General features: G+C 70.2%; 20 protein-coding genes and 1 pseudogene. 2 read left to right on the top strand and 19 right to left on the bottom strand.

Annotated elements, in window-relative coordinates; genetic code table 11:
• Positions 1 to 26 precede the first annotated feature (26 nt).
• From nuoF to RUR49_RS06925, 14 genes and pseudogenes are all read right to left on the bottom strand, one after another.
• Entirely contained in the window at positions 27 to 1,331 is a 1,305-nt protein-coding gene (gene nuoF / locus RUR49_RS06990; protein ID WP_409145651.1) for an NADH-quinone oxidoreductase subunit NuoF, read from the bottom strand.
• 313 nt (positions 1,332 to 1,644) lie between these two features.
• Positions 1,645 to 2,238, bottom strand: a pseudogene (gene nuoE, locus RUR49_RS06985) (NADH-quinone oxidoreductase subunit NuoE); the annotation flags it as partial.
• Positions 2,238 to 3,428 (bottom strand): NADH-quinone oxidoreductase subunit D, encoded by a 1,191-nt coding sequence (locus RUR49_RS06980; RefSeq protein ID WP_409145650.1) that lies wholly within the window; start codon positions 3,426 to 3,428, stop codon positions 2,238 to 2,240. The gene RUR49_RS06980 and the pseudogene nuoE, both read right to left, overlap by 1 nt.
• Before the next feature lie 123 nt (positions 3,429 to 3,551).
• Positions 3,552 to 4,154 (bottom strand): NADH-quinone oxidoreductase subunit C, encoded by a 603-nt coding sequence (locus tag RUR49_RS06975; protein ID WP_409145649.1) that lies wholly within the window; start codon positions 4,152 to 4,154, stop codon positions 3,552 to 3,554.
• 35 nt (positions 4,155 to 4,189) lie between these two features.
• On the bottom strand, positions 4,190 to 4,768 hold the full coding sequence (locus RUR49_RS06970; protein WP_409145648.1) for a NuoB/complex I 20 kDa subunit family protein: 579 nt from the start codon (positions 4,766 to 4,768) through the stop codon (positions 4,190 to 4,192).
• Entirely contained in the window at positions 4,759 to 5,124 is a 366-nt protein-coding gene (locus tag RUR49_RS06965; protein ID WP_409145647.1) for an NADH-quinone oxidoreductase subunit A, read from the bottom strand. The genes RUR49_RS06970 and RUR49_RS06965 overlap by 10 nt, the downstream gene beginning before the upstream one ends.
• 330 nt (positions 5,125 to 5,454) lie before the next feature.
• On the bottom strand, positions 5,455 to 6,138 hold the full coding sequence (locus tag RUR49_RS06960; RefSeq protein ID WP_409145646.1) for a GntR family transcriptional regulator: 684 nt from the start codon (positions 6,136 to 6,138) through the stop codon (positions 5,455 to 5,457).
• 323 nt (positions 6,139 to 6,461) lie between these two features.
• Positions 6,462 to 6,923: an oxalurate catabolism protein HpxZ gene (gene hpxZ, locus RUR49_RS06955; RefSeq protein WP_409145645.1), complete on the bottom strand. Its 462-nt coding sequence runs from the start codon at positions 6,921 to 6,923 to the stop codon at positions 6,462 to 6,464.
• Entirely contained in the window at positions 6,920 to 7,585 is a 666-nt protein-coding gene (locus RUR49_RS06950; protein ID WP_409145644.1) for a cysteine hydrolase family protein, read from the bottom strand. Before RUR49_RS06950 ends, hpxZ begins: the two co-directional genes overlap by 4 nt.
• Before the next feature lie 11 nt (positions 7,586 to 7,596).
• The gene (locus RUR49_RS06945) at positions 7,597 to 9,075 is read right to left on the bottom strand and encodes an ABC transporter ATP-binding protein (RefSeq protein ID WP_409146343.1); all 1,479 of its coding nucleotides are present in this window, start codon (positions 9,073 to 9,075) and stop codon (positions 7,597 to 7,599) included.
• Between the two features lie 77 nt (positions 9,076 to 9,152).
• Positions 9,153 to 9,866 carry a cysteine hydrolase family protein gene (locus RUR49_RS06940; RefSeq protein ID WP_409145643.1) on the bottom strand — a complete coding sequence of 238 codons (714 nt, stop codon included), beginning with the start codon at positions 9,864 to 9,866 and terminating at the stop codon, positions 9,153 to 9,155.
• Between the two features lie 35 nt (positions 9,867 to 9,901).
• Complete coding sequence (locus RUR49_RS06935; RefSeq protein ID WP_409145642.1) at positions 9,902 to 10,840, bottom strand: ABC transporter permease; 939 nt, start codon at positions 10,838 to 10,840, stop codon at positions 9,902 to 9,904.
• Positions 10,841 to 11,051: 211 nt separating this feature from the next.
• Positions 11,052 to 12,110: an ABC transporter permease gene (locus RUR49_RS06930; protein ID WP_409146342.1), complete on the bottom strand. Its 1,059-nt coding sequence runs from the start codon at positions 12,108 to 12,110 to the stop codon at positions 11,052 to 11,054.
• A 120-nt stretch (positions 12,111 to 12,230) separates the two neighbouring features.
• Positions 12,231 to 13,448 carry a BMP family ABC transporter substrate-binding protein gene (locus RUR49_RS06925; RefSeq protein ID WP_409145641.1) on the bottom strand — a complete coding sequence of 406 codons (1,218 nt, stop codon included), beginning with the start codon at positions 13,446 to 13,448 and terminating at the stop codon, positions 12,231 to 12,233.
• Between the two features lie 1,876 nt (positions 13,449 to 15,324).
• On the opposite strand from RUR49_RS06925, the gene RUR49_RS06920 reads away from it, so the two are divergent.
• The gene (locus tag RUR49_RS06920) at positions 15,325 to 16,083 is read left to right on the top strand and encodes a glutamine amidotransferase (RefSeq protein WP_409145640.1); all 759 of its coding nucleotides are present in this window, start codon (positions 15,325 to 15,327) and stop codon (positions 16,081 to 16,083) included.
• Between the two features lie 9 nt (positions 16,084 to 16,092).
• Here RUR49_RS06920 and RUR49_RS06915 read toward each other — a convergent pair whose 3' ends face one another.
• From RUR49_RS06915 to RUR49_RS06895, 5 genes are all read right to left on the bottom strand, one after another.
• The gene (locus tag RUR49_RS06915) at positions 16,093 to 17,271 is read right to left on the bottom strand and encodes a pyridoxal phosphate-dependent aminotransferase (RefSeq protein WP_409145639.1); all 1,179 of its coding nucleotides are present in this window, start codon (positions 17,269 to 17,271) and stop codon (positions 16,093 to 16,095) included.
• A 145-nt stretch (positions 17,272 to 17,416) separates the two neighbouring features.
• Positions 17,417 to 17,911 carry a class I SAM-dependent methyltransferase gene (locus tag RUR49_RS06910; protein WP_409145638.1) on the bottom strand — a complete coding sequence of 165 codons (495 nt, stop codon included), beginning with the start codon at positions 17,909 to 17,911 and terminating at the stop codon, positions 17,417 to 17,419.
• Positions 17,912 to 18,009: 98 nt separating this feature from the next.
• Positions 18,010 to 18,498, bottom strand: coding sequence for a class I SAM-dependent methyltransferase (locus RUR49_RS06905; protein WP_409145637.1), 489 nt, complete (start codon positions 18,496 to 18,498; stop codon positions 18,010 to 18,012).
• 136 nt (positions 18,499 to 18,634) lie between these two features.
• Positions 18,635 to 19,006: a PH domain-containing protein gene (locus RUR49_RS06900; protein ID WP_409145636.1), complete on the bottom strand. Its 372-nt coding sequence runs from the start codon at positions 19,004 to 19,006 to the stop codon at positions 18,635 to 18,637.
• A 129-nt stretch (positions 19,007 to 19,135) separates the two neighbouring features.
• Positions 19,136 to 19,426, bottom strand: coding sequence for an usg protein (locus RUR49_RS06895; RefSeq protein ID WP_409145635.1), 291 nt, complete (start codon positions 19,424 to 19,426; stop codon positions 19,136 to 19,138).
• 181 nt (positions 19,427 to 19,607) lie between these two features.
• Here RUR49_RS06895 and RUR49_RS06890 point away from each other — a divergent pair, with 181 nt between their 5' ends.
• Entirely contained in the window at positions 19,608 to 21,158 is a 1,551-nt protein-coding gene (locus RUR49_RS06890; protein ID WP_409145634.1) for a cryptochrome/photolyase family protein, read from the top strand.
• The last annotated feature ends 98 nt before the right edge of the window (positions 21,159 to 21,256 follow it).

Genomic DNA, 21,256 nt, shown 5'->3' with positions numbered 1-21,256 from the left:
AGCGCGGTGGTCGTCCGTCATCGCCCTCACTCCGCCGCCTGCAGCGTCACGCCCGGCACGGCACGCGCCTGATAGGCGTCGATGCGGGCCTCGATGACGGGGCGGAAGTGGCGGATCAGGCCCTGGATCGGCCAGGCGGCGGCGTCGCCGAGGGCGCAGATGGTGTGCCCCTCGATCTGCGTCGTCACCTGCAGGAGCATGTCGATCTCGGACTTCTTCGCCTCGCCCTTCACGAGCCGCTCCATGACGCGCCACATCCAGCCGGTGCCTTCCCGGCAGGGCGTGCACTGGCCGCAGCTCTCGTGCTTGTAGAAGTGGGCGAGGCGGGCGATCGCCTTGATGACGTCGGTGGACTTGTCCATGACGATCACCGCGGCGGTGCCGAGGCCGGACTTGAGGTTGCGCAGGGTGTCGAAGTCCATGGCCAGGTCTTCGCACTGGTGCGCCGGCAGCAGCGGCACCGACGAGCCTCCCGGGATCACGGCGAGCAGGTTGTCCCAGCCGCCGCGGATGCCGCCGCAGTGGCGCTCGACGAGCTCGCGGAAGGGAATGCCCATCTCCTCCTCCACCGTGCACGGCTTGTTCACGTGGCCGGAGATGCAGAAGAGCTTGGTGCCGGTGTTGTTCGGCTTGCCGAGCCCGGCGAACCAGGCCGGCCCGCGGCGGAGGATCTCGCCGGACACGGCGATCGATTCGACGTTGTTGACCGTCGTCGGGCAGCCATAGAGGCCCATGTTGGCCGGGAACGGCGGCTTCAGGCGCGGCTGGCCCTTCTTGCCCTCGAGGCTTTCCAGCAGCGCCGTTTCCTCGCCGCAGATGTAGGCGCCGGCGCCGTGGGCGACGTAGCAGTCGAAGTCCCAGCCGTGGACGTTGTTCTTGCCGATCAGCTTGGCCTCGTAGGCCTGGTCGATCGCCGCCTGCAGCCGCTCGCGCTCGCGGATGAACTCGCCGCGCACGTAGATGTAGCAGGCGTGCGCGCCCATCGCGAAGCTCGCGATCAGGCAGCCCTCGACCAGCGTGTGCGGGTCGTGGCGCAGGATCTCGCGGTCCTTGCAGGTGCCGGGCTCGGATTCGTCGGCGTTGACGACGAGGTAGTGCGGGCGGCCCTCGGCCGGCACCTTCGGCATGAACGACCACTTGAGGCCCGTCGGGAAGCCGGCACCGCCACGACCGCGCAGGCCCGAGGCCTTCATCTGGTCGATGATCCAGTCGCGGCCCTTGTCGATGAAGCCCTTGGTGCCGTCCCACTGGCCGCGCTTCAGGGCGCCCTGGAGGCCCCAGTCGTGCTGGCCGTAGAGGTTGGTGAAGATGCGGTCCTTGTCGCTGAGCATCGCGGTGGCTCCCTCAGCTCTTCGTGCCGGCCGGCGCGGTGCCGGCGGGCGCCTTGTCGGCGCCGTCCTTGCCGTCCGAAGCGCCGGACGCCTCGGCCGGCTCCGGCGCCGTCTCGGCGATCTTCGGTGCGGCGGCGGCGACCTCTTCGCTCTTCAGCGGCGTCTTGCCCTCGGCGGCACGCGCTCCGGGCGAGTCGGACACCTGCTGCTCCGGCCGGGTCTCGTGCGGCCGCCCCATCTCGAGCGGCGCCTGGTCGTCGCCGTGGGCCGGGCCGGTGTCGCGATTGGCGGGACCGCGCAGGATCGCCTCCAGATCGGTGAGCGTGGTGGCCCCGCCCTCGGGCATCGAGAAGCTGCGGCCGTTCTGCGGGCCCGGCACCGGCGGGGCGCCGCGGGCGAAGCCGTCGATCAGCGCCTCGAAGCTTTCCGGCGTCAGGTCCTCGTAGGTGTCCTTGACCACCTGCACCATCGGCGCGTTCACGCAGGCGCCGAGACACTCGACCTCCTCCCACGAGAAGTCGCCGTCGGCCGACACGTGGAAGGGGTCGTGGTGGATGCGCCGCTTGCAGATCTCGATGAGGTCCTCGGCGCCGCGCAGCTGGCACGGCGTCGTGCCGCACACCTGGATGTGCGCCTTCTTCCCCACCGGGGCGAGCTGGAACATCGTGTAGAAGGTCGCGACCTCCAGCACGCGGATGTTCGGCATCTCCAGCATCTCGGCGATGACGCGGATGCAGGGCTCGCTGACCCAGCCCTCCTGCTCCTGCGCCCGCCACATCAGCGGGATCACGGCGCTCGCCTGCCGCCCTTCCGGGAAGCGCGCAATCACGGTGCGCGCCCATTCGAGGTTCTCGGGCGTGAACGCGAAGGACGCCGGCTGCTGGTGGTGAAGGCGACGGACGGCCATCAGCGATCCACCTCTCCGAAAACGATGTCGATGGAGCCCAGGATGGCGGAGACGTCCGCCAGCATGTGGCCCTGGCAGAGGAAGTCCATCGCCTGCAGGTGCGCGAATCCGGGCGCACGGATCTTGCAGCGATAGGGCTTGTTGGTGCCGTCGGCGACGAGATAGACGCCGAACTCGCCCTTCGGCGCCTCGACGGCGGCGTAGACCTCGCCCGCGGGCACGCGGTAGCCCTCGGTATAGAGCTTGAAATGGTGGATGAGCGCCTCCATCGAGCGCTTCATCTCGCCCCGCGAGGGCGGCACCACCTTGCCCTCGAGGGCGTGAACCGGCCCCTGCCCTTCCGGCCGGCGCAGCTTCTCCAGGCACTGCTTCATGATCCGCACCGACTGCCGCATCTCCTCGACGCGGATGTGATAGCGGTCGTAGCAGTCGCCGTTCTTGCCGATCGGAATGTCGAACTCGAGCTCGTCGTAGCACTCGTAGGGCTGCGACTTGCGCAGGTCCCAGGCCGCGCCCGAGCCGCGCACCATCACGCCGGAGAAGCCCCAGGCCCAGCAGTCCTCGAGCCGCACCACGGCGATGTCGACGTTGCGCTGCTTGAAGATGCGGTTCTCGGAGAGCAGCCCCTCGAGGTCGTCGACGACGCCGAGGAAGGGGTCGCAGAAGTCCCAGATGTCGTCGACGAGGCCAGCCGGCAGGTCCTGATGGACGCCGCCCGGGCGGAAGTAGGCGGCGTGCATGCGCGCGCCCGAGGCGCGCTCATAGAACACCATCAGCTTCTCGCGCTCCTCGAAGCCCCAGAGCGGCGGCGTCAGCGCGCCGACGTCCATCGCCTGGGTGGTGACGTTGAGGAGGTGGGAGAGCAGCCGGCCGATTTCCGAATAGAGCACGCGGATGAGCTGCGCCCGCTTCGGCACGGTGATGCCGAGGAGCTTCTCGACCGCCAGGCAGAAGGCGTGTTCCTGGTTCATCGGCGCGACGTAGTCGAGCCGGTCGAAATAGGGGATCGCCTGCAGGTAGGTCTTCTGCTCGATCAGCTTCTCGGTGCCGCGGTGCAAGAGCCCGATGTGCGGATCGACGCGCGTCACGACTTCGCCGTCGAGCTCCAGCACGAGGCGCAGCACGCCATGCGCCGCCGGATGCTGCGGCCCGAAGTTGATGTTGAAGTTGCGGACTTCGGCTTCAGGCATGGGAGGCCCCGAAGGTTGCGTCGAAGGACGGGCCAACTGGCAGGCCGCCCGCTGGCGTCACCCCCACTGCCCACTGCCCACTGCCCACTGCCGTCGCACCAGCGACCACTGCTGCCGCCCGCATCACGTCTTCGCCTTCTCATCGCCCGGCAGGACGTAGTCCGGCCCTTCCCACGGGGACAAAAAGTCGAAGGCGCGGAACTCCTGCGTCAGCCGCACGGGCTCGTAGACGACGCGCTTGACCGCGTCGTCGTAGCGGACCTCGACGAAGCCGGTCAGCGGGAAGTCCTTGCGCAGCGGATGGCCGTCGAAGCCGTAGTCGGTGAGGATGCGCCTGAGGTCCGGGTGGCCGGTGAACAGGATGCCGTAGAGATCGTAGGCCTCGCGCTCGAACCAGTCGGCGCCCGGGTAGATCGCAGTTGCGGACGGCACCGTGGTGGCCGCGTCGGTCTCGACCTTGACGCGGATGCGCAGGTTCTGGTGCGGCGACAAGAGGTGGTAGACGACGTCGAAGCGCTTCTCGCGCGACGGCCAGTCGACGCCGCAGGCATCGATGAAGGAGACGAACTGGCAGCGCGCGTCGTCGCGCAGGAAGCGCAGCACCTCGATCAGGCGGGTGGCGGACACCGTGACGGTGAGTTCGCCGAAGGCCACCGTCCGCTCGCCCAGCGCCGCGCCGAGCGCCTGGCCGAGATAGTCGGAGAGCTCGCTGAGCGTCTCGTCCATCGCCGTCTCCGTGGAGAGTGTCGCCGCCGCCACGATCAGCGCTCGATCGTGCCGGTGCGGCGGATCTTCTTCTGCAGGAGAAGAACGCCGTAGAGCAGCGCCTCGGCCGTCGGCGGGCACCCGGGAACATAGATGTCGACCGGCACCACGCGGTCGCAGCCGCGCACCACCGAGTAGGAATAGTGGTAGTAGCCGCCACCGTTGGCGCACGAGCCCATCGAGATGACGTAGCGCGGCTCCGGCATCTGGTCGTAGACCTTGCGCAAAGCGGGCGCCATCTTGTTGGTGAGCGTGCCGGCGACGATCATCACGTCGGACTGGCGGGGGCTCGCGCGCGGCGCGAAGCCGAAGCGCTCGGCGTCGTAGCGCGGCATCGACAGCTGCATCATCTCGACCGCGCAGCAGGCGAGGCCGAAGGTCATCCACATCAGCGAGCCGGTGCGCGACCAGGTGATCAGGGCATCGGCCGTCGTCACCAGGAAGCCGCGGTCGGCGAGCTCGTCGCTGACGCCCTGGAAGAACGGATCGTCATGGCCGACCGGGCGGCCGTGCTGGTCGAGGAGGCCGGTGGGCGCCTTGGCGACCAGCGGGCCCGTGGGCGCGGTCAATCCCATTCCAGCGCTCCCTTCTTCCACTCGTAGACGAACCCGACGGTGAGCACGCCGAGGAAGGTCATCATCGACCAGAAGCCGAACCAGCCGAGGTCGCCGAAGGCCACCGCCCACGGGAACAGGAAGGCCACTTCGAGGTCGAAGATGATGAACAGGATCGACACCAGATAGAACCGCACGTCGAACTTCATGCGGGCGTCGTCGAAGGCGTTGAAGCCGCACTCGTAGGCCGAGAGCTTCTCGGTATCGGGCGCCCTGAAGGCGACGAGGAACGGCGCGACGAGCAGCGCGGTGCCGACGAAAGCGGCGACGCCGATGAACACGACGATCGGGAGGTAGTCTTTGAGGAGCTCTTCCATGGATCGCCCTCGCTCACCACTCTACGACGCGCACCGCCAAGCCCGAAACAGGACCCGCTCTTGCGTCCGAGCCCGAGTCCCACGACATGCCAGTTCGGGCGGTTGCCCCAACGGGCGACCGCCGCTCCCCCCGTTGCGCTTCCTTCCCCTGATGCCCCCGAGCCACGATGAGCATCGAACTGGTTCTATTCTAAAGGCTCCACCGGGCGGAGCAACGCCTTGCGGCCGAGAGCCGCGGCGCCGCCCCCCGGCGAACGGGCAGAGGCTTATCCCACGCTCCCGCGGGTGGCAAGGCGCCCACCGGCCGGTCGACGACCGGCACGTCGGCGCTCACAGCTCCTCGAGGAAGCGGCCGTAGGCGTCCCGCACGATGAAGATGTGGGCGCGCATCGCCGCCGCCGCGGCGCTGCGGTCGCCGCGCAGGATCGCCGCCACCACCGCCTCGTGTTCGGCGTGCGACTTGGCGATGCGGCCGAGCGCGGCAAATTGCGCGCGCCGGAACGGCTGCACCCGCGTCCGGGTCTCGGTGGTGATCTCGGCGAGATAGGCGTTGTGAGTCGCCTGATAGATGGTGGCGTGGAAGGTCTCGTTGAAGTCGCGGTAGCGCACCGCCTCGCCGGCCCGCATCGCCGCCCCCATCGCCTCGTGCAGCCGCTCCAGCGCCCGCCGCTCGGCCGCCGTCATGTTGGTGGCGGCCAGCCCGGCGCAGAGCGCCTCGAGCTCGGCCATCGTCTCGAACATGTCGACGAGGCGCTGCGGCGTCGGGTGCGCCACCACGGCGCCGCGATGCGCTCGCGATTCGACCAGCCCGCTCGCCGCCAGCGCCCGGAGCGCCTCGCGCACCGGCGTCCGCGACACCCCGAATCGCCGCGCGAGCTCGCTCTCGTCGAGCGCCGCCCCGGGCGAGAGCTGGCCGGTGACGATCTCCTCGGCAAGCTGCAGCCGCACCTCGACCGCCCGCGTCACGGACTTCGTTGGCGCGGCGGGCGCCGTTTCGGCGGGCGAGGAGTCCACTGGGGCGGTTTCCCGTTGTTCTGCTTGTTCCGAATGTAGTGCGGTGGAGCGTGATTCACCCTCCCCTTGAGGGGGAGGGTCGTCGCGCCGAAGGCGCGGCGGGGTGGGGTGACCGCGCGCGGGAGCCCGCATGCAACTCAGTCCCCCACCAGTCTCGCAGTTCTTTTCGCCGCCTCCCGGCGGCGCCACCCCACCCCGGTGACCTGCGGTCACCGACCCTCCCCCTCCAGGGTAGGATGGGTAGGATGGGTGCCCTGCTGCAACGAGGTGCCCCATGCGCACCTCGAATGCGTCCCCCTCTCCAGATCGTTCCGGACTACCCCCTACCCCTCGTCCGCAATCGTGCTCACATGCGCCGCGACGACGCGCCAGCCGCCGGGAAAGCGCACCCACGTCTGCATCTGCCGGCCGACCAGCCCCGGCTGCACATCGCTGCGGAACTCCGTCGACACCGTCGCGAAGTCGGTCCCGAACGTCGTCACCACCGTGTTCGACAACCGCCGCGAGGGATGGATCACCGGCGCCACCCGCCGCCAGGCGCCGATCACCTCCGGACCGTACTGGTTCTCGGCGATGCCGAAGCGCACCACCGGCGCCCCGTCCCAGAACTGCTCGTCGAGGGTGTCGAAGTCGCGCTCCACCAGCGCCCGCTCGTATCGTTCGAACGCAGCCCGCACCTCGGCCACCACCTCCAGCCGGTTGATCTCGGGGCCATCGCCATCGAGCCCGCCCGCCGTCGTCTCCGCCACCCGCGCCCCGCTCCGCAGCACCGCCCCGCCGCTCATCCGACGGCGGCCTCCAGCGCCGCCAGCGGCGCCGTCCAGCCGACGATGCCGCCCTGCGCCCGCACCATGTCGAGCGTCGCCGCCTTGAACTCCGGAAAATAGCTCTCCGTCGCGTCCTCGACGAGCAGGCACTCGTAGCCGCGGTCGTTCGCCTCGCGCATCGTTGTCTGCACGCAGACCTCCGTCGTCACGCCGGCGAGCACCAGGTGCGTCACGCCCCGCGCCTGTAGGAGTTCGCCGAGCCTTGTCGCGTAGAAAGCGCCCTTGCCCGGCTTGTCGAGGACGATCTCGCCCGCCACCGGCGCGCAGGCGTCGACGATGGCGTTGCCCGGCTCGCCGCGCACAAGGATGCGTCCCATCGGCCCTTCGTCGCCGATCCGGAGCGTCGGCGCGCCGCGCGTCCGCTTCGCCGGCGGGCAGTCCGACAGGTCGGCCGCGTGCGATTCGCGCGTGTGCACCACCGTCCACCCGCGCGACCGGGCAAATGCCAGGAGCCGCGCCACCGTCGGCACGATCGCCGCCACCCGGCCGATGTCGTTGCCGAGGGTGTCGCCGAAGCCGCCCGGCTCGACGAAGTCGCGCTGCATGTCGATGACGACGAGCGCCGTCGCCTTCTCCGGCAGGACGTACGCATAGGGCTCGGCCGCGACGGTCAGCTTCATCCCCGCCCCTCTCAGTGTCCGGCCATGTGCCGGCCGATGGTGGTGCGGTCGGTCTCGGCGATCGGCGCGACATAGTCGATGCGCCCCTCCGACATCACCGCGACGCGGTCGGCGAGCTCGAGGATTTCGTCGAGGTCCTCGGACACGAGCAGCACCGCCGCCCCACGGTTGCGCTGGTCCATGATCTGGCTGCGGATCTCCGACACCGAGGCGAAGTCGAGCCCGAAGCACGGGTTCGCCACGATCAGCACGTCGACGTCGCCGGAGAGCTCGCGCGCCAGCACCGCCCGCTGCACGTTGCCGCCCGACAAGGTCTCGATCGGCGCGTCCGGTGAGGTCGTCTTCACCCGGTAGCGGCCGATCAGCTCGCGCGCCATCTTCCTGAGCGGATAGGGCTTCAGCCAGAAGCCAAGCCCGGCGATCGGCGGCTTGTCGAACGAGCGGAGCGAGATGTTCTCCGCCACCGACATCTTCGGTGCGGTGGCGTTCTTCAGCGGCTCCTCCGGCAGGCCGAACACCTTGAAGCGATCCATGTCGGCCCGCTTCGGCTCGAACGGCTGGCTGCGTACGACGATGCGCCCGTCGGTCAGCGGCCGCTGGCCGGACAGCGTCTCGATCAGCTCGCTCTGGCCGTTGCCCGACACTCCGGCGATGCCGACGATCTCCCCGCCGGCCACTTTCAGGTTCACCCGGTCGAGCGCCGGCAGCCCCTCGTCGTCGATGGCGCAGAGGGCTGCGAGCTCGAGCTTCGTCTCGCGGGCGTTGAAGGTCTTGCGGGCGGCGCGCTCGCGGATCTCCTGGTCGCCGATCATCAGGCGCGCCATCTCGTCGGTCGACATCTGGCCGACCTTGCCCGCCCCCACCATCCGCCCGCGCCGGAGGATCGACACCTCCTCGGTGAACGCCGTCACCTCGCGGAACTTGTGGGTGATCATCAGCACCGACAGCTCGCCGCGCTCGGTCATGCCGCGCAGGAGCCCGAGGATCTCGTCGGCCTCCTGCGGCGTCAGGACCGAGGTCGGCTCGTCGAGGATGAGGAAGCGCTGGTCGAGATAGAGCTGCTTGAGGATCTCGAGCTTCTGCTTCTCGCCCGCCGACAGGCTCGACACCGGCTTGTCGAGCGGCACCCGAAACGGCATCTCGTCGAAGAAGGCCTCGAGCCGCTTCGTCTCCTTGCGCCAGTCGATGAAGGCCGGCGCGTCGGCGCGGGCGATGACAAGGTTCTCCGCCCCCGTCAGGCTCGGGACCAGCGTGAAGTGCTGGTAGACCATGCCGAGCTTGAGGAGCTGCGCGTCGCGCGGGTTCTTCACCTCGACGTCCTTGCCGTCCACCCGGATCGAGCCGCGCGTCGGCTCGTAGAAGCCGAGGATGCACTTCACCAGCGTCGACTTGCCGGCGCCGTTCTCGCCCAAGAGCGCGTGGAACGAGCCGGGCCGGACCGTGATCGAAACGTCCTCGAGCGCCGTGAAGGCGCCGAACACCTTGGTCATGCCGACGGTCTCGACGCCGACCGCCGTCCGCCGGCCACCGTTGAGGGCCGGCGCCGGCGCGAGGGCCTCCGCCGCGCTCACGGCAGGGCCTCCAGCAGCGCGTCCGCCGTCGCCACCGCGCCGAACACGCCGCCCTGCATCTTGATCATCTTCAGCGCCGCGAGGTGGTTGCCGTAGTCGGTGGCGCCGCAGCAGTCCTCGAGCATCAGGCACTCGAAGCCGCGATCGTTCGCCTCGCGCATCGTCGTGTGGACGCAGACGTCGGTGGTGATGCCGGTGAGGATGATGTTGCGGATGCCGCGGGTGTGCAGGATCAACTCGAGGTCGGTGGCGCAGAACGAGCCCTTGCCGGGCTTGTCGATGATCGGCTCGCCGGCCAGCGGATAGAGCTCGGGAATGATGTCCCAGCCCGGCTCGCCGCGAACGAGGATCTTGCCGCACGGCCCGGCATCGCCGATCCCCGCCCCCATCTGCCGCGACCGCCAGCGCTTGTTCGCCGGCAGGTCGGCGAGGTCCGGCCGGTGGCCCTCGCGGGTATGGATGATCGTGTAGCCCTTCGCCCGCATCGCCGCGAGCACCCGGCCGATCGGCTCGATCGGCGCCCGCGTCAGCGACAGGTCGTAGCCCATGGTGTCGACATAGCCGCCCTTCCCGCAGAAGTCGGTCTGCATGTCGATGATGATCAGCGCCGTGTTCGAGGGCTGCAGGTTCCCGTCGAACGGCCAGGCATAGGGATCGGCGGCGACGGCGACGCCCTCCGGGGCGGCGACGGCACGGGCGAGAGCGGTCATGGCGTCTCCTTCTCAGTGCAGAGGGTCGGGGCGGCTCATTTCACGATCGACAGTTCGCCCGGTGCGCCGCGCAGCGCCCGCACCTTCGAGGAGGCGGCGATCATGATGGCGAGCGTCAGCACGTAGGGGGCGGCGTTGAAGAAATGGTAGCCCTGGCTCACGCCGATCGACTGCAGCGCCGGCCCGAGCGCGCCGGCGGCGCCGAACAGCAGCGCGGCGACGAAGCAGAGCAGCGGGTTCCAGCGCGCGAAGATGACGAGCGCCACCGCCATCAGCCCCTGGCCGGACGACAGCCCCTCGTTCCATGAGCCGGGATAGTAGAGCGACAGGAACGAGCCACCGACGCCGGCCATGAAGCCGCCGATGGTGGTCGCCACGAACCGCACGCCGAGCACCGAGACGCCGAGGGCGCGGGCCGCCGCGGCGGAGTCGCCCGTCGTCCGCACGATCAGCCCGGCCCGCGTGTTGCGGAACGCCCACCACATGACGACGGCAAGCGCCGCGCCGATGAAGAACAACGGGTTGATCTCGAGCGCCACCCGCACCTGCGAGATGTCCGACCACTCGCCGAGCGGGATCGACGGCAGCCGCGGCGCCGTCGGCTGGATGAACGGCTTGCCGAAGAAGAAGGCGAGCCCAACGCCGAACAGCATCAGCGCGATGCCGACGGCGATGTCATTCACCTTCGGCAGCGAGCAGAGGGCTGCGTGCAGCATGCCGAACAGCGACCCGGCGATACCGGCCGCGAGCACCCCCGTCCACGCCGAGCCGGTCATGTAGGAGACCGCGTAGCCCGTCATCGCCCCGAACACGAGGGTCCCCTCGAGCCCCAGATTGATGCGCCCCGACTTCTCCGTCAGGCACTCGCCGAGGCTGACGAACAGGAACGGCGTCGACACCCGGATGGCGCCGGCGAACATGGCGAGCGGCACGCTCCACCACCCGAGATCGGTCGCGACTTGGGTCGGGTCCATCAGCGCGCTCCTTGTCTTGAGAGACGACCGCCGCGGAGGGCACCCGTCCCTCCCCTGCCAGGGGGAGGGACAGCCGGCGAAGCCGGCAGGGTGGGGCCCGTCAATCCGAACTCAGGCCGGCGTTGGGACTGACAGGCCCCCACCTGCCGCGCTGCGCGCGGCTGTCCTCCCCCCTGGCAGGGGGAGGACCACGTCGCATGCTGGGCGGCCCTCACCGCTTCCCCCCGAAGATCTTGAACCGCCCGTAGAGCGTCTCGCTCGCGAGCAGCACCACGAAGATCAGGCCCTGCAGCACCACCATCGTCGCGTCCGGCAAACCCATCCGGCGCTGCACGAGGCCGCCCGCCGCGGCGATGCCGCCGAACAGGATCGCCACCGGCGGGATCGCGAGCGGGTTGTGGCGGGCGAGGAAGGACACCAGGATCCCCGAGAACCCGTAGCCGGCAATCAGCGAGGCGTTCGCCTTGCCGTGGATCGCCGCCACCTCGAAGAAGCCGGCGAGCCCGGCGCAGCCGCCGGCAATCGCGGTCGCCGCCACGACGAGCCTGCCGACCGGCAGCCCCTGCCCCTGCGCCGCCCGCACGTTGCCGCCGGTGACGCGGGCCGCGAAGCCGAACGTCGTCCGGCTCATCAGGAGGTAGAGCAGCACGCACAGCAGGATGCCGATCGGCAGCCCCCAGTGGACGTCGATGCCCGGCACGTTGCCGATCATGTTGGCCTCGCCGATCGAGGCGGTCGACGGCTTGTTCGGGCTCGCCGGATCGCGCAGCGGCCCCTCGACGACGAAGTTGAGGATCGAGATGGCGATGTAGAACATCAGGAGGCTGGCGATCGTCTCGTTGACACCGCGCCCGTAGCGCAACAGCCCGACGAGGCCGATCCACACCGCGCCGACGCCGACCGCCGCCACCAGCATCAGGAACAGGACGATCGCCGGCGGCGCCGTGCCGGCGAGCGGCAGCGCGATCACCGCCGCGGCGAGACCGCCCAGCACCAGCGCCCCCTCGCCGCCGATGATGACGAGGCCGAGCTGCGCCGGGATCGCCACGCAGAGCGCGGTGAAGATCAAGGGCGCCGAGCGCACCAGCGTGTTCTGCCAGGAGAACGAGGTGCCGTAGCCGCCGACCCACAGAAGCTGGAAGAACTGCGCCGGCGACTGTCCGAGCGCCAGCAGGAACAGCGAGAACAGCGCCGCCGAGACGATCAGCGCGAAGATCGGGATCGCGAGATACTCGGCCGAGCGGCCGATCCGGTCCCGCCACTCCGCCATCCCCGCCCCGGCGGAGACACCCGTCCCGTCTCTCACGGCATCGCTCACGGCACGCCCTCCCCGGAAACCACAGGCGGGATCGCGGCCGGGCGCGGACGCCCGGCCGTCTTGCGGGATGCGTCAGCTCGTCGAGCCGACGACGCCGTCGACGAGGAAGCTCGTCTGCTCGAGCCAGACGTCGTAGGCGTCATGCTCGGTGCCGGCCGGGATCACCTCCTTGCCGGTGTTGTCCTTCATCGGGCCCTGGTAGATCACCTTGCCGGCGCGCAGCTCCGCCTTCGCCTGCTCGCACGCGGCGCGGATGAGGTCGGTCGAGGCCGCCCCGTAGGCGGTGTTCTGCACGTAGTCCTTGTCGTAGCCGCCACGGACGAAGTTCGGCAGCGTGCCGCCGGTCGCCAGGATGTCGGCGAACTCCTTGTAGATCGTCACCCACTTGTACTCGGCGCCGGTGAGGAAGCCCTTCGGCGCGAGGTCGGCCTGGCTGGCATTGTGGCCGCAGGTCATGACGCCGCGACGCTCGGCCGTCTCGATGACGACCTTCGGGCTGTCGACGTGGCAGGTGATGACTTCCGCCCCGGCGTCGATCAGCGCGTTCGTCGCCTCGGCCTCGCGCACCGGCATCGACCACTCGCCGGTGAACACCACCTGCACCTTGGCGTCCGGGTTGACGCTCTTGGCGCCCAGCGTGAACGAGTTGATGTTGAGGAGCACCGTCGGGATGGGCTTCGCCGCCACGAAGCCGAGCTTGCCGGCCTTCGAGGCGAGGCCGGCGGCGATGCCGTCGACATAGTGCGCCTGGTCGAGATAGCAGAAATAGCTGCCGGCGTTCTTCGGCGCACTGTCGGTCCAGAGACCCGCGGCGTGGCGGAACTGCACGTCCGGGAACTTCTTCGCCATCTCCAGCATGTACGGGTCGTAGTAGCCGAAGGACGTCGCGAAGATCAGGTTCGCCCCGTCGAGCTCGATCATGCTCTCCATCGACTTCGACACGGCGATCGTCTCGGGGACGTTCTCCTCCTCGATCACCGTGATGCCCGGCACCTCCCTCAGCGCCGCGGCGGCCACCGCGTGCGCCTGGTTCCAGCCATAGTCGTCGCGCGGTCCGACATAGACGATGCCGACGGTGAGGCCGGACGCCCGTGCCGGCCGGATGCCGCCGAGCCCGGCACCGGCCACCAGCGCCCCGGCGGCGACGCCTTTCAGCAGCGTCCGGCGGTCGAGCGAGAAGCCGCCGGCCGCGCCGAGGCCGCCCGAGGCGGCGAGGCGGCGCGAGGCACCGAGGGTCGGCAGCAGCGTCCGCCGGCCCGCTGCGCCCGGCCGCGAAGTGTCGTCGTGCATGAGAAGCGCTCCCCTGAGGTTCCAGCCGGCCGCCCCCGCGCCCCCGCGTGCGGCCTCTGAACAGGAGAATTGCAACCGACGTGCCAAGCGGCCCGGACGGCGGTTTCCCGCCGCGCGGGAAGCGTCGGCCGCCTGCGCCAACCCGAATCACTACACTCGTAAGATTAAAATCTGTGCAATCTTGCTGCGCTTGTATGCATCTTGTATGCGGGGGGAGATGGCCGTTCGTGTTCTGACGGAGTGGCCAGGTCCGACCGCAAGCGACGTTCACGCCGCGATCGCCACCCTCTCCATCGCCCCCAATCGTCAGCCCCTCGACCACCCCCCCTCTCGGTCGTCACCCTCTCCGTCGTCACCCTCTCTGTCGTCACCCTCTCCGTCGTCACCCCATCCGTCGTCACCCCGGACCAGCGAGCCGCAGGCGAGCGCCGATCCGGGGCCCAGCGTCAGACCCCGCGCCGCAGGCGCGGCTTTGGCGTCGCGCGTCCCGCGCGACGTGTCTTCTCCTGGATCCCGGATCGGCGCTCGGCTGCGCCTCGCTGGTCCGGGATGACGGCCGAGGGGAGGCGTGCGTTTTCCCTCCCCCCTCGTGTGGGAGAGCCTGCCCCGGACTTGATCCGGGGTGGCGGGCGAAGCCCGCCGGAGGGGGCCGCCGCGCAACGCGCGGCGGTACGGCGCGGATCGCCGGACGTTGTCCCTCCCCTGCCAGGGGGAGGGACAGACCGCGAAGCGGTCAGGGTGGGGCCAGTGAATCGCGGGCTCGGCCCCTCGATCGTCGCAGTCCGGATTGACGGGCCCCACCCTGGCGACCTGCGGTCGCCTGTCCCTCCCCCTGGCAGGGGAGGGACGAAACCGCTGCCGCCGAACCTTCCCCACTGTCCACTGCCGACTGCCTACTGCCCACTGCCGAAAGCCACCACCGGCCCCCGGCAATAGGAATAAAACCCTTGACACGGACACCATCCCCATCCACACTTCCCCTGTCCACTCGGAGGGGCGCAGCCGGGGGCGTACCGGTGCCCGCGGGGTGGACGGCGGTGACCCGCGGCTGGAGAAGACGCGCAAACTCCTTCCCCGGGGGGATCGTGGGTAAAGCCTCCCGCCGCCACCACGAGCGGCGTCCCGGGCCTCCGCGAGGGCGGAGGCAGCGTCACCTTCAACGGTGACGCCAGGGAGTAGCGCCTGCGGCGACCAAGGCGAGGAAAGCGCGCCGGCCCGCAGACCGCCAGGGGGAGCACCGGGACCCAGGCAACACCGCACACACGGGGCGCCGGAAGGCGCGGGTGCCGCAAGGCACCCTGCGGCGGGCAACCGCCGCCACCACTACGGATTGCGCCGATCGGCGCCCCGTCCCCTCCATTGGAGGGGGAGACGACGAGCAAAACCCCGGCGGGAGACCGCGCGGGGGTGGGGGTGTTTCAGCCGAGGGTGGAAGAGCTTGGAGGACGGCGGCAGCAAATGCGACGCGGTTTTCCACGCATGCGCCCGACGCGCGCGCGCCCTCCCCCCTCGTGGGGGAGGTGGCGGGCGAAGCCCGACGGAGGGGGCCGCCGCGCAACGCGCGGCGGTACGGCGTTGGCGACTGTCGAACCGTCGCACCGTCGTCGGCTGTCGCCGCCGACGGCCCTCCCCGGTCCGCTTACGCGGCCCGACCCTCCCACAGGGGGAGGGTGGGTGCCCGCAGCAGGCGCCGCTGCCACCGTCAAGGCCCACCGCCGCTGCCCACCGCCACGCACCACCGTCCACTGCCCCCTTCCCCACCCCTCCCCGCTGGCGGCGCAGCCGTCGCCGCGCTACCCTCGCCGCCGCCCCAACTCCGGGCCCGGCCGCGCGGCCTCCTCCGCTGGCCGTTCCTCCAGTCCGCCACGGAATGCCGATGCCCCGTGAGACCACGCCGAAGCCGTTGCTCGTCCTGCAGGGCGAGATGATGCACCAGTCGCTGCCCTCGGTCGGCGCCGTCTATGGCGACACGGGCGAGGTGATCCTGCGCGGCCTCGCCATCGACGACCGGCCGGCCACCGTGGTGATGGTCTGCGAGGACGAGCCGCTGCCGCCGCTGGAGGAGGTTTCCGGCGTCGTCATGAGCGGCGCTGCCGTCATGGTCGCCGACCCGATTCCGTGGATCGGCCGCACCGCCGACTATCTGCGCGCGGCGGTCGAGGCGGGCGTTCCGACCCTCGGCCTCTGCTTCGGTCATCAGCTCCTGGCGAAGACCTTCGGCGGCCACGTCGCGCCGCTCGAGGCCGGCCCGGAATACGGCACCGTGACGATCGAGCGGACGGCGGAAAGCGCCGGCGACGCGATGCTCGGACAGGCGCCCGCCCGCTTCCTCGCCCAGTCGGCCCACCATCAGATCGTCGTGACGCCGCCGCCCGGCGCCGTCGTCCTCGCCCGCAATGCCAACGGCGTGCAGGCGCTGCGCTTCGGCGACGCGGCGTGGGGCGTGCAGTTCCATCCGGAGTTCGACGACGGCCTCAACCGCCTGATCATCGAGGCGATCGCCGACAAGCTCGCCGGCCTCGGCGTCGACACGCCGGCGACGCTCGCGGCGCTCACGCCCTCGCCGGACGCCGCCGCCGTGCTGCGCCGCTTCGGCGCCGTGCTGCGCGCCCGCGCCGCGGCAAAGGCGGCGTAAGTCCGACCCTCAGAGCTTGCGAAGCCAGTCGGCGAGCCGCTCGGCGGCAGTGCGGATCTCGCCCTCGTTGCGCGCACAGCAGAGCCGGAAGAAGCGCTCGCCGCCCGGGCCGAACGAGGTGCCGGGCGCGACGCCGACGCCGGCCTCGTCGACGAGGCGCTTGGCCAGCACCCGGGTATCGTCGATGCCGTCGATGGTCGGGAACAGGTAGAAGCCGCCGCCGGGCTTGGCATAGGAGACGCGGTTGCTCTCCGACAGCGCCGCCTCCAGGATCGCCTGCCCCCGCTTCGCCCGCTCGATCTGGTAGGCGAGGAAGCTGTCGCCGTGCTCGATCGCGGCGATGCCGCCGTGCTGCAGGAAGCTCGGCACGCCGGACGTCGTGTACTGCACGAGGTTCTCGATCACCTGGCCGAGTTCGGGCGGCGCCTCCAGCCAGCCGAGCCGCCAGCCGGTCATCGCCCAGTTCTTCGAGAACGTGTTGACGTAGAGGATGCGCTCGCCGTCCTCGGCGACGTCGTGGAAGGACGCCGCCCGCTCGCCCGCCGGCACGAAGCGGCCATAGACCTCGTCGGCGAGGATCCACAGCCCGTGCTTGCGGGCGATCGACAGGATCGCGGCGAGCGTCTCCTTGTCGGCCGTCCAGCCGGTCGGGTTGGCCGGCGAGTTGATGAGGATCGCCTTGGCGCGCGGGGCGGCCGCCATCGCCTCGAGCCTTTCGAGGTCGAGCGTCCAGCCCTGAGGGCGGTAGTCCATCGGCAAGAGCTTCACCGTGCCGCCGGCAAGTTCGATCGCCGCCGGCACGTTCGGCCAGGCCGGCCCCGGCACGATCACCTCGTCGCCGGCCTCGACGATCATCCGCACTGCGACGATGACCGCATGCATGCCGCCGACGGTGACGAAGAAGCGGTCGGGCTCGAACGGCCGGCCGAGCATCGTCGTGTGATACTGGGCGAGCGCCTTGCGCAGCGGCGGGATGCCCCGCTGCCAGGTGTAGAAGGTCTCGCCGGCGGCGAGCGCTCGGGTCGCAGCATCCGCGATGAAGGCCGGCGTCGGCAGGTCGCCCTCGCCCACCCACAGCTTCACCAGCCCCTCGACCTCGCGCCCGTAGTTGACGATCTCGACGATGCCGCTCTCCGGTGCTGCGCGCGAGGGGGCGGAGACAAGGTCGAGGACGCTGGGGCTGGTCATGGCGGTGGCTCTTGTGTCTTGCGGGCGCGGTTCTGCGGCTCGGGCGTCAAACCCGCGCCGGGCGCTCTTCGTTCGGCGAAGGCGCCGTTCTGGCGAGGCGCCGGACGCCCGTCAACTGCGGCACCGTCGCCGGCGTTCCGCCGCCTCAGCCGCGGGGCGCGCGGTAGAAGTGGTAGCGGTTGGCGCTCACCCCGTCCGGCACCGGCAGCTTCTCGTAGCCCGGCAGGTCCATCGTGAACGAGGTGATCACGACGCCGCCCGGCGCCATTCGCTTGGGCACCAGCGGCGCCAGCCACGCGCGCGTCGCGGCGTTGTGAATCTCGTCGCCCGAACCGATGTCGTTGTGCAGCAGCGCCGCCGGCGCGCCGACGCGCGGCCCGCAGAAGGCGAGCGTCTCGCGGATCTCGCCTAGGATGAAGTGGTGGGCGTCCGGCAGCATGTCGATCGGCGCCACCACGACATTGTCGAAGGCGTAGATGTCCCGCTCCGGCATCAGCGTGCGCATGTGGTCGAAGGTGCGTGCCATGCCGAGCCCGAGTTCGAGCACCGGCCCCGGCACATCGCGCACGAGTTCCACCGCCCGCTCGATCAGGAGCTTCTGCGCCGTCAGCCGCCGGATGAAGCTGTCGAGCCGGCTCATGGGCGGGCACCGAACGGTGTCAGGAAAATTATCCTCGGATGGCGTGGGCCGGAGTAGTCTATCGGCCGTGCCGGATCCTCGGAGCGAACCCTCCCCCCTCACCGCTTGCGGTAGAGCCGGTAGCGGCTCTTCTCGAGGCCGGGGGGGATCGGCAGTTCCTCGAAGTCCGGCAGGTCCATCGCCACACCGCTCGCCACGAAGCCGCCGGAGGCGGTGCGCTCGGTGATGAGCGGCGCGAGCCACTGGGCCTTGGCGAGGTCGGCGGTGGGGTCGCCCGTGCCGAGGTCGCAGTGGACGAAGGCGGCCGGCGCCTTCACGCGCGGTCCGCAGAAGGCGAGCGTCTCGCGGATCTCGCCGACGATCATGTGCTCGCCGTCGGGGATCGACGCCGGATGGGCCGAAACCGCCCGGTCGAACACGAAGATCTCGCGGCCGGGCAGGATCTCGCGCAGGTGGTCGAAGGTGCGGCCATTGCCGAGGCCGAGTTCCAGCACCGGGCCCGGCACGTCGGCGATCGCGGTGGCGATCTCCTCGAGCAGCAGCTTCTGGGCGTTCAGGCGGGCGAGGAAAGCGTCGAGACGGCTCATGGGCGGGCGCACCGGAGGCTCGGGGAACGGCGGGGCCGCGACCATAGGGCGCCGCCACCGGCCGGTCAAAGCCGGCCGGCAATCTCAAAAAGGGCTACGACCGGTCAAAGCCGGCTGGCGGACCGGTGCCCTGCCCTCACACCTCGCGGCGCAGGGCGTGCGCCAGCGCTTCCGGATCGGGCATGCCCTTGACGACGAGCTCGGGCGCGTCGCCGGAGGTGTAGACCGATACCGTGCCGACGTCGAAGATGCGGTCGACCAGCGTCTTGTCGATCTTCACCGTGCGGATCGACGACAGCTGCACCTCGGTGACCTGTTTCGACAGGATGCCGCTCGTCAGCGTCGCCCGCACCTCGTCGACCGTGAGCCGCGTCGAGCGGGCGATGATCCACCAGATGCCGAGCAGGACGAGCCCGACCCCGAACACCGGGATCAGGATCAGGCAGACGAGGAAGCGCAGCGGATAGTCGCGGAAGACGGCGGGGCTGGCGTCGTAGCGGGGCGGCATGGGTGGTCCTTCGCGGGCGGGGGCGGAGCGCCCCCGCGGAACGCGCAAGGTCGCCTGCTTCGATGGCCTTATCGCGACGCCGCGAAAAGACGGCCGGCCAAGGTGGCCGGACCGCCTTCTATCAGCCGCTCAGTTCAGCAGGAACATCCCGTCGACGCGCTTCCATTCGTTGGCGCCGATGAGGTGCTTGTGGGCGACCTCGATCGAGTGCAGCGGGCCCTCCAGTTCGCGCCGCCAGAAGTCGATGAAGCGCGTCAGCACCGGGAACTTCGGCGCCACGTCGTAATCCTGCCACACATAGGTCTGCAGCAGCGCCGGGTGGTCCGGCATCCGGTATAGGATGCGCGCCGTCGTCAGGCCGTAACCGGCCAGTTGCAACTCGAACGCGCTCGACCCGTCTTCGATCACTCGGTCCGTCATGGAACCCCTCACTGGTTGGCACCACGCCCGAAAGGCTACAGGCCCTTCCTTGCAACGAGCAAGCCAGATAAGAGTTTCCGTCAATGATTTCAGTCTGTTGGCAGCCTTCGTCGATGGCTGCTGACAAAGCGGCGGCTCGCTCGCCTGAACCGGCGCGCCGGGCGTGGCGTACCTCGCCATCATGACAACGCTCCGCCTCGTCCTCGCCGACCAGCTCGACCGCGACGTCGCGGCGCTCTCCGACCTCGATGCCGCAACCGATGTGGTGCTGCTGGCCGAGGTCGCCGAGGAGGCGACCTACGTTCCGCACCATCGCCAGAAGATCGCGCTCCTGTTCTCGGCGATGCGCCACTTCGCCGAATCGCTCGCCGCCGACGGCGTGACGGTCGACTATGTGCGGCTCGACGATCCGCAGAACTCCGGCTCGCTCGGCGGTGAGGTGCGGCGCGCCGTCGCCCGCCACGGCGCGAAACAGGTCGTCGTCACCGAGCCCGGCGAATGGCGTGTCCGCCGGGCGATGGACGGCTGGGCGGCCGCAGCCGGCGTGCCGGTCGAGATCCGCCTCGATGACCGCTTCCTGTGCTCCCGGGAGCGATTCGACCGCTGGATGAAGGGCCGCAAGGCGCCGCGCATGGAGCACTTCTATCGCGACATGCGCCGCCTGACGGGGCTGCTCATGGACGGCGACGCGCCGACCGGCGGGCGATGGAACTACGACGCCGAGAACCGCGGCCGCCTGCCGAAGGACGTCGTCGTGCCGGAGCGGCCGCGCTTCCCGCCCGACGCGACGACGCGCGCGGTGCTCGATCTCGTCGCCGCCCGCTTCCCCGACGGCTTCGGCGATCTCGGGCCCTTCGACTGGCCGGTGACCCGCGACGAGGCGCTCGCTGCGCTGGAGGGCTTCGTGGCCGACCAGTTGCCCGCGTTCGGCGACTACCAGGACGCCATGAAGCGCGGCGAGCCGCTGCTCTTCCACGCCCGCCTGTCGGCGGCCCTCAACATGGGTTTGCTCAGGCCGATGGAGGTCTGCCGCGCCGCCGAGGCGGCCTTTCGCGCCGGCGACGCGCCGCTGAATGCGGTGGAGGGCTTCATCCGCCAGATCCTCGGCTGGCGGGAGTACGTGCGCGGGCTCTACTGGCACTTCATGCCGGACTATGCCGGGACGAACGCGCTCGCCGCGACGCGCCCCCTGCCCGGCTTCTACTGGACCGGCGAGACCGACATGGCCTGCATCGCCGAGACGGTCGGCGAAATCCGCCGCGGTGCTTACGCCCATCACATCCAGCGCCTGATGGTGACCGGCAACTTCGCCCTGCTCGCCGGTCTCGCGCCGGTCGAGGTGGAGGCGTGGTACCTCGCCGTCTTCGCCGATGCCTATGAATGGGTGGAGCTGCCGAACACCCACGGCATGGCGCTCTATGCCGACGGCGGCATCATGGCGTCGAAGCCCTATGCCGCCTCGGGCGCCTATATCGACCGGATGTCGGATTATTGCGGCGGCTGCCGCTACGATCCGAAGGTGAAGACCGGACCGGACGCCTGCCCGTTCAATCCGCTCTACTGGAACTTCCTGATCGAGCACCGCGACCAGCTCGGGTCGAACCCGCGGATGGCGATGCCCTATCGCACCCTCGAGCGCATGGACGCCCGTCGCAAGGCCGAGATCCGCGCCGATTCCGGCCGCATCCTGGCCGCCCTCGACGCCGCGCAGCGCTGGCTGCCCAGGAATTAGGCGTACCGTCGGAGTGTCTTGCCCGGCTGTTTGGCACCGGTACCGTCAAGGAGATGGTCCGGCGGGCGGTGCCGCACACGCCGCCAGCGGAAACGCGT

Origin of the sequence: Pseudoxanthobacter sp. M-2, from assembly GCF_046156265.1 — a bacterium.
Taxonomy (GTDB): domain Bacteria; phylum Pseudomonadota; class Alphaproteobacteria; order Rhizobiales; family Segnochrobactraceae; genus CAMDHY01.
The sequence above is the reverse complement of the archived record's forward strand: the minus strand, read 5'-3'. Positions and strand labels throughout refer to the sequence as shown.

Coding starts and splice junctions, on each gene's coding strand:
- nuoF (WP_409145651.1), bottom strand. CDS start 1,331: ATGCTCAGCGACAAGGACCGCATCTTCACCAACCTCTACGGCCAGCAC.
- RUR49_RS06980 (WP_409145650.1), bottom strand. CDS start 3,428: ATGCCTGAAGCCGAAGTCCGCAACTTCAACATCAACTTCGGGCCGCAG.
- RUR49_RS06975 (WP_409145649.1), bottom strand. CDS start 4,154: ATGGACGAGACGCTCAGCGAGCTCTCCGACTATCTCGGCCAGGCGCTC.
- RUR49_RS06970 (WP_409145648.1), bottom strand. CDS start 4,768: ATGGGATTGACCGCGCCCACGGGCCCGCTGGTCGCCAAGGCGCCCACC.
- RUR49_RS06965 (WP_409145647.1), bottom strand. CDS start 5,124: ATGGAAGAGCTCCTCAAAGACTACCTCCCGATCGTCGTGTTCATCGGC.
- hpxZ (WP_409145645.1), bottom strand. CDS start 6,923: ATGAGCGGCGGGGCGGTGCTGCGGAGCGGGGCGCGGGTGGCGGAGACG.
- RUR49_RS06950 (WP_409145644.1), bottom strand. CDS start 7,585: ATGAAGCTGACCGTCGCGGCCGAGCCCTATGCGTACGTCCTGCCGGAG.
- RUR49_RS06945 (WP_409146343.1), bottom strand. CDS start 9,075: ATGACCAAGGTGTTCGGCGCCTTCACGGCGCTCGAGGACGTTTCGATC.
- RUR49_RS06940 (WP_409145643.1), bottom strand. CDS start 9,866: ATGACCGCTCTCGCCCGTGCCGTCGCCGCCCCGGAGGGCGTCGCCGTC.
- RUR49_RS06935 (WP_409145642.1), bottom strand. CDS start 10,840: ATGGACCCGACCCAAGTCGCGACCGATCTCGGGTGGTGGAGCGTGCCG.
- RUR49_RS06930 (WP_409146342.1), bottom strand. CDS start 12,110: ATGGCGGAGTGGCGGGACCGGATCGGCCGCTCGGCCGAGTATCTCGCG.
- RUR49_RS06925 (WP_409145641.1), bottom strand. CDS start 13,448: ATGCACGACGACACTTCGCGGCCGGGCGCAGCGGGCCGGCGGACGCTG.
- RUR49_RS06920 (WP_409145640.1), top strand. CDS start 15,325: ATGCCCCGTGAGACCACGCCGAAGCCGTTGCTCGTCCTGCAGGGCGAG.
- RUR49_RS06915 (WP_409145639.1), bottom strand. CDS start 17,271: ATGACCAGCCCCAGCGTCCTCGACCTTGTCTCCGCCCCCTCGCGCGCA.
- RUR49_RS06910 (WP_409145638.1), bottom strand. CDS start 17,911: ATGAGCCGGCTCGACAGCTTCATCCGGCGGCTGACGGCGCAGAAGCTC.
- RUR49_RS06905 (WP_409145637.1), bottom strand. CDS start 18,498: ATGAGCCGTCTCGACGCTTTCCTCGCCCGCCTGAACGCCCAGAAGCTG.
- RUR49_RS06900 (WP_409145636.1), bottom strand. CDS start 19,006: ATGCCGCCCCGCTACGACGCCAGCCCCGCCGTCTTCCGCGACTATCCG.
- RUR49_RS06895 (WP_409145635.1), bottom strand. CDS start 19,426: ATGACGGACCGAGTGATCGAAGACGGGTCGAGCGCGTTCGAGTTGCAA.
- RUR49_RS06890 (WP_409145634.1), top strand. CDS start 19,608: ATGACAACGCTCCGCCTCGTCCTCGCCGACCAGCTCGACCGCGACGTC.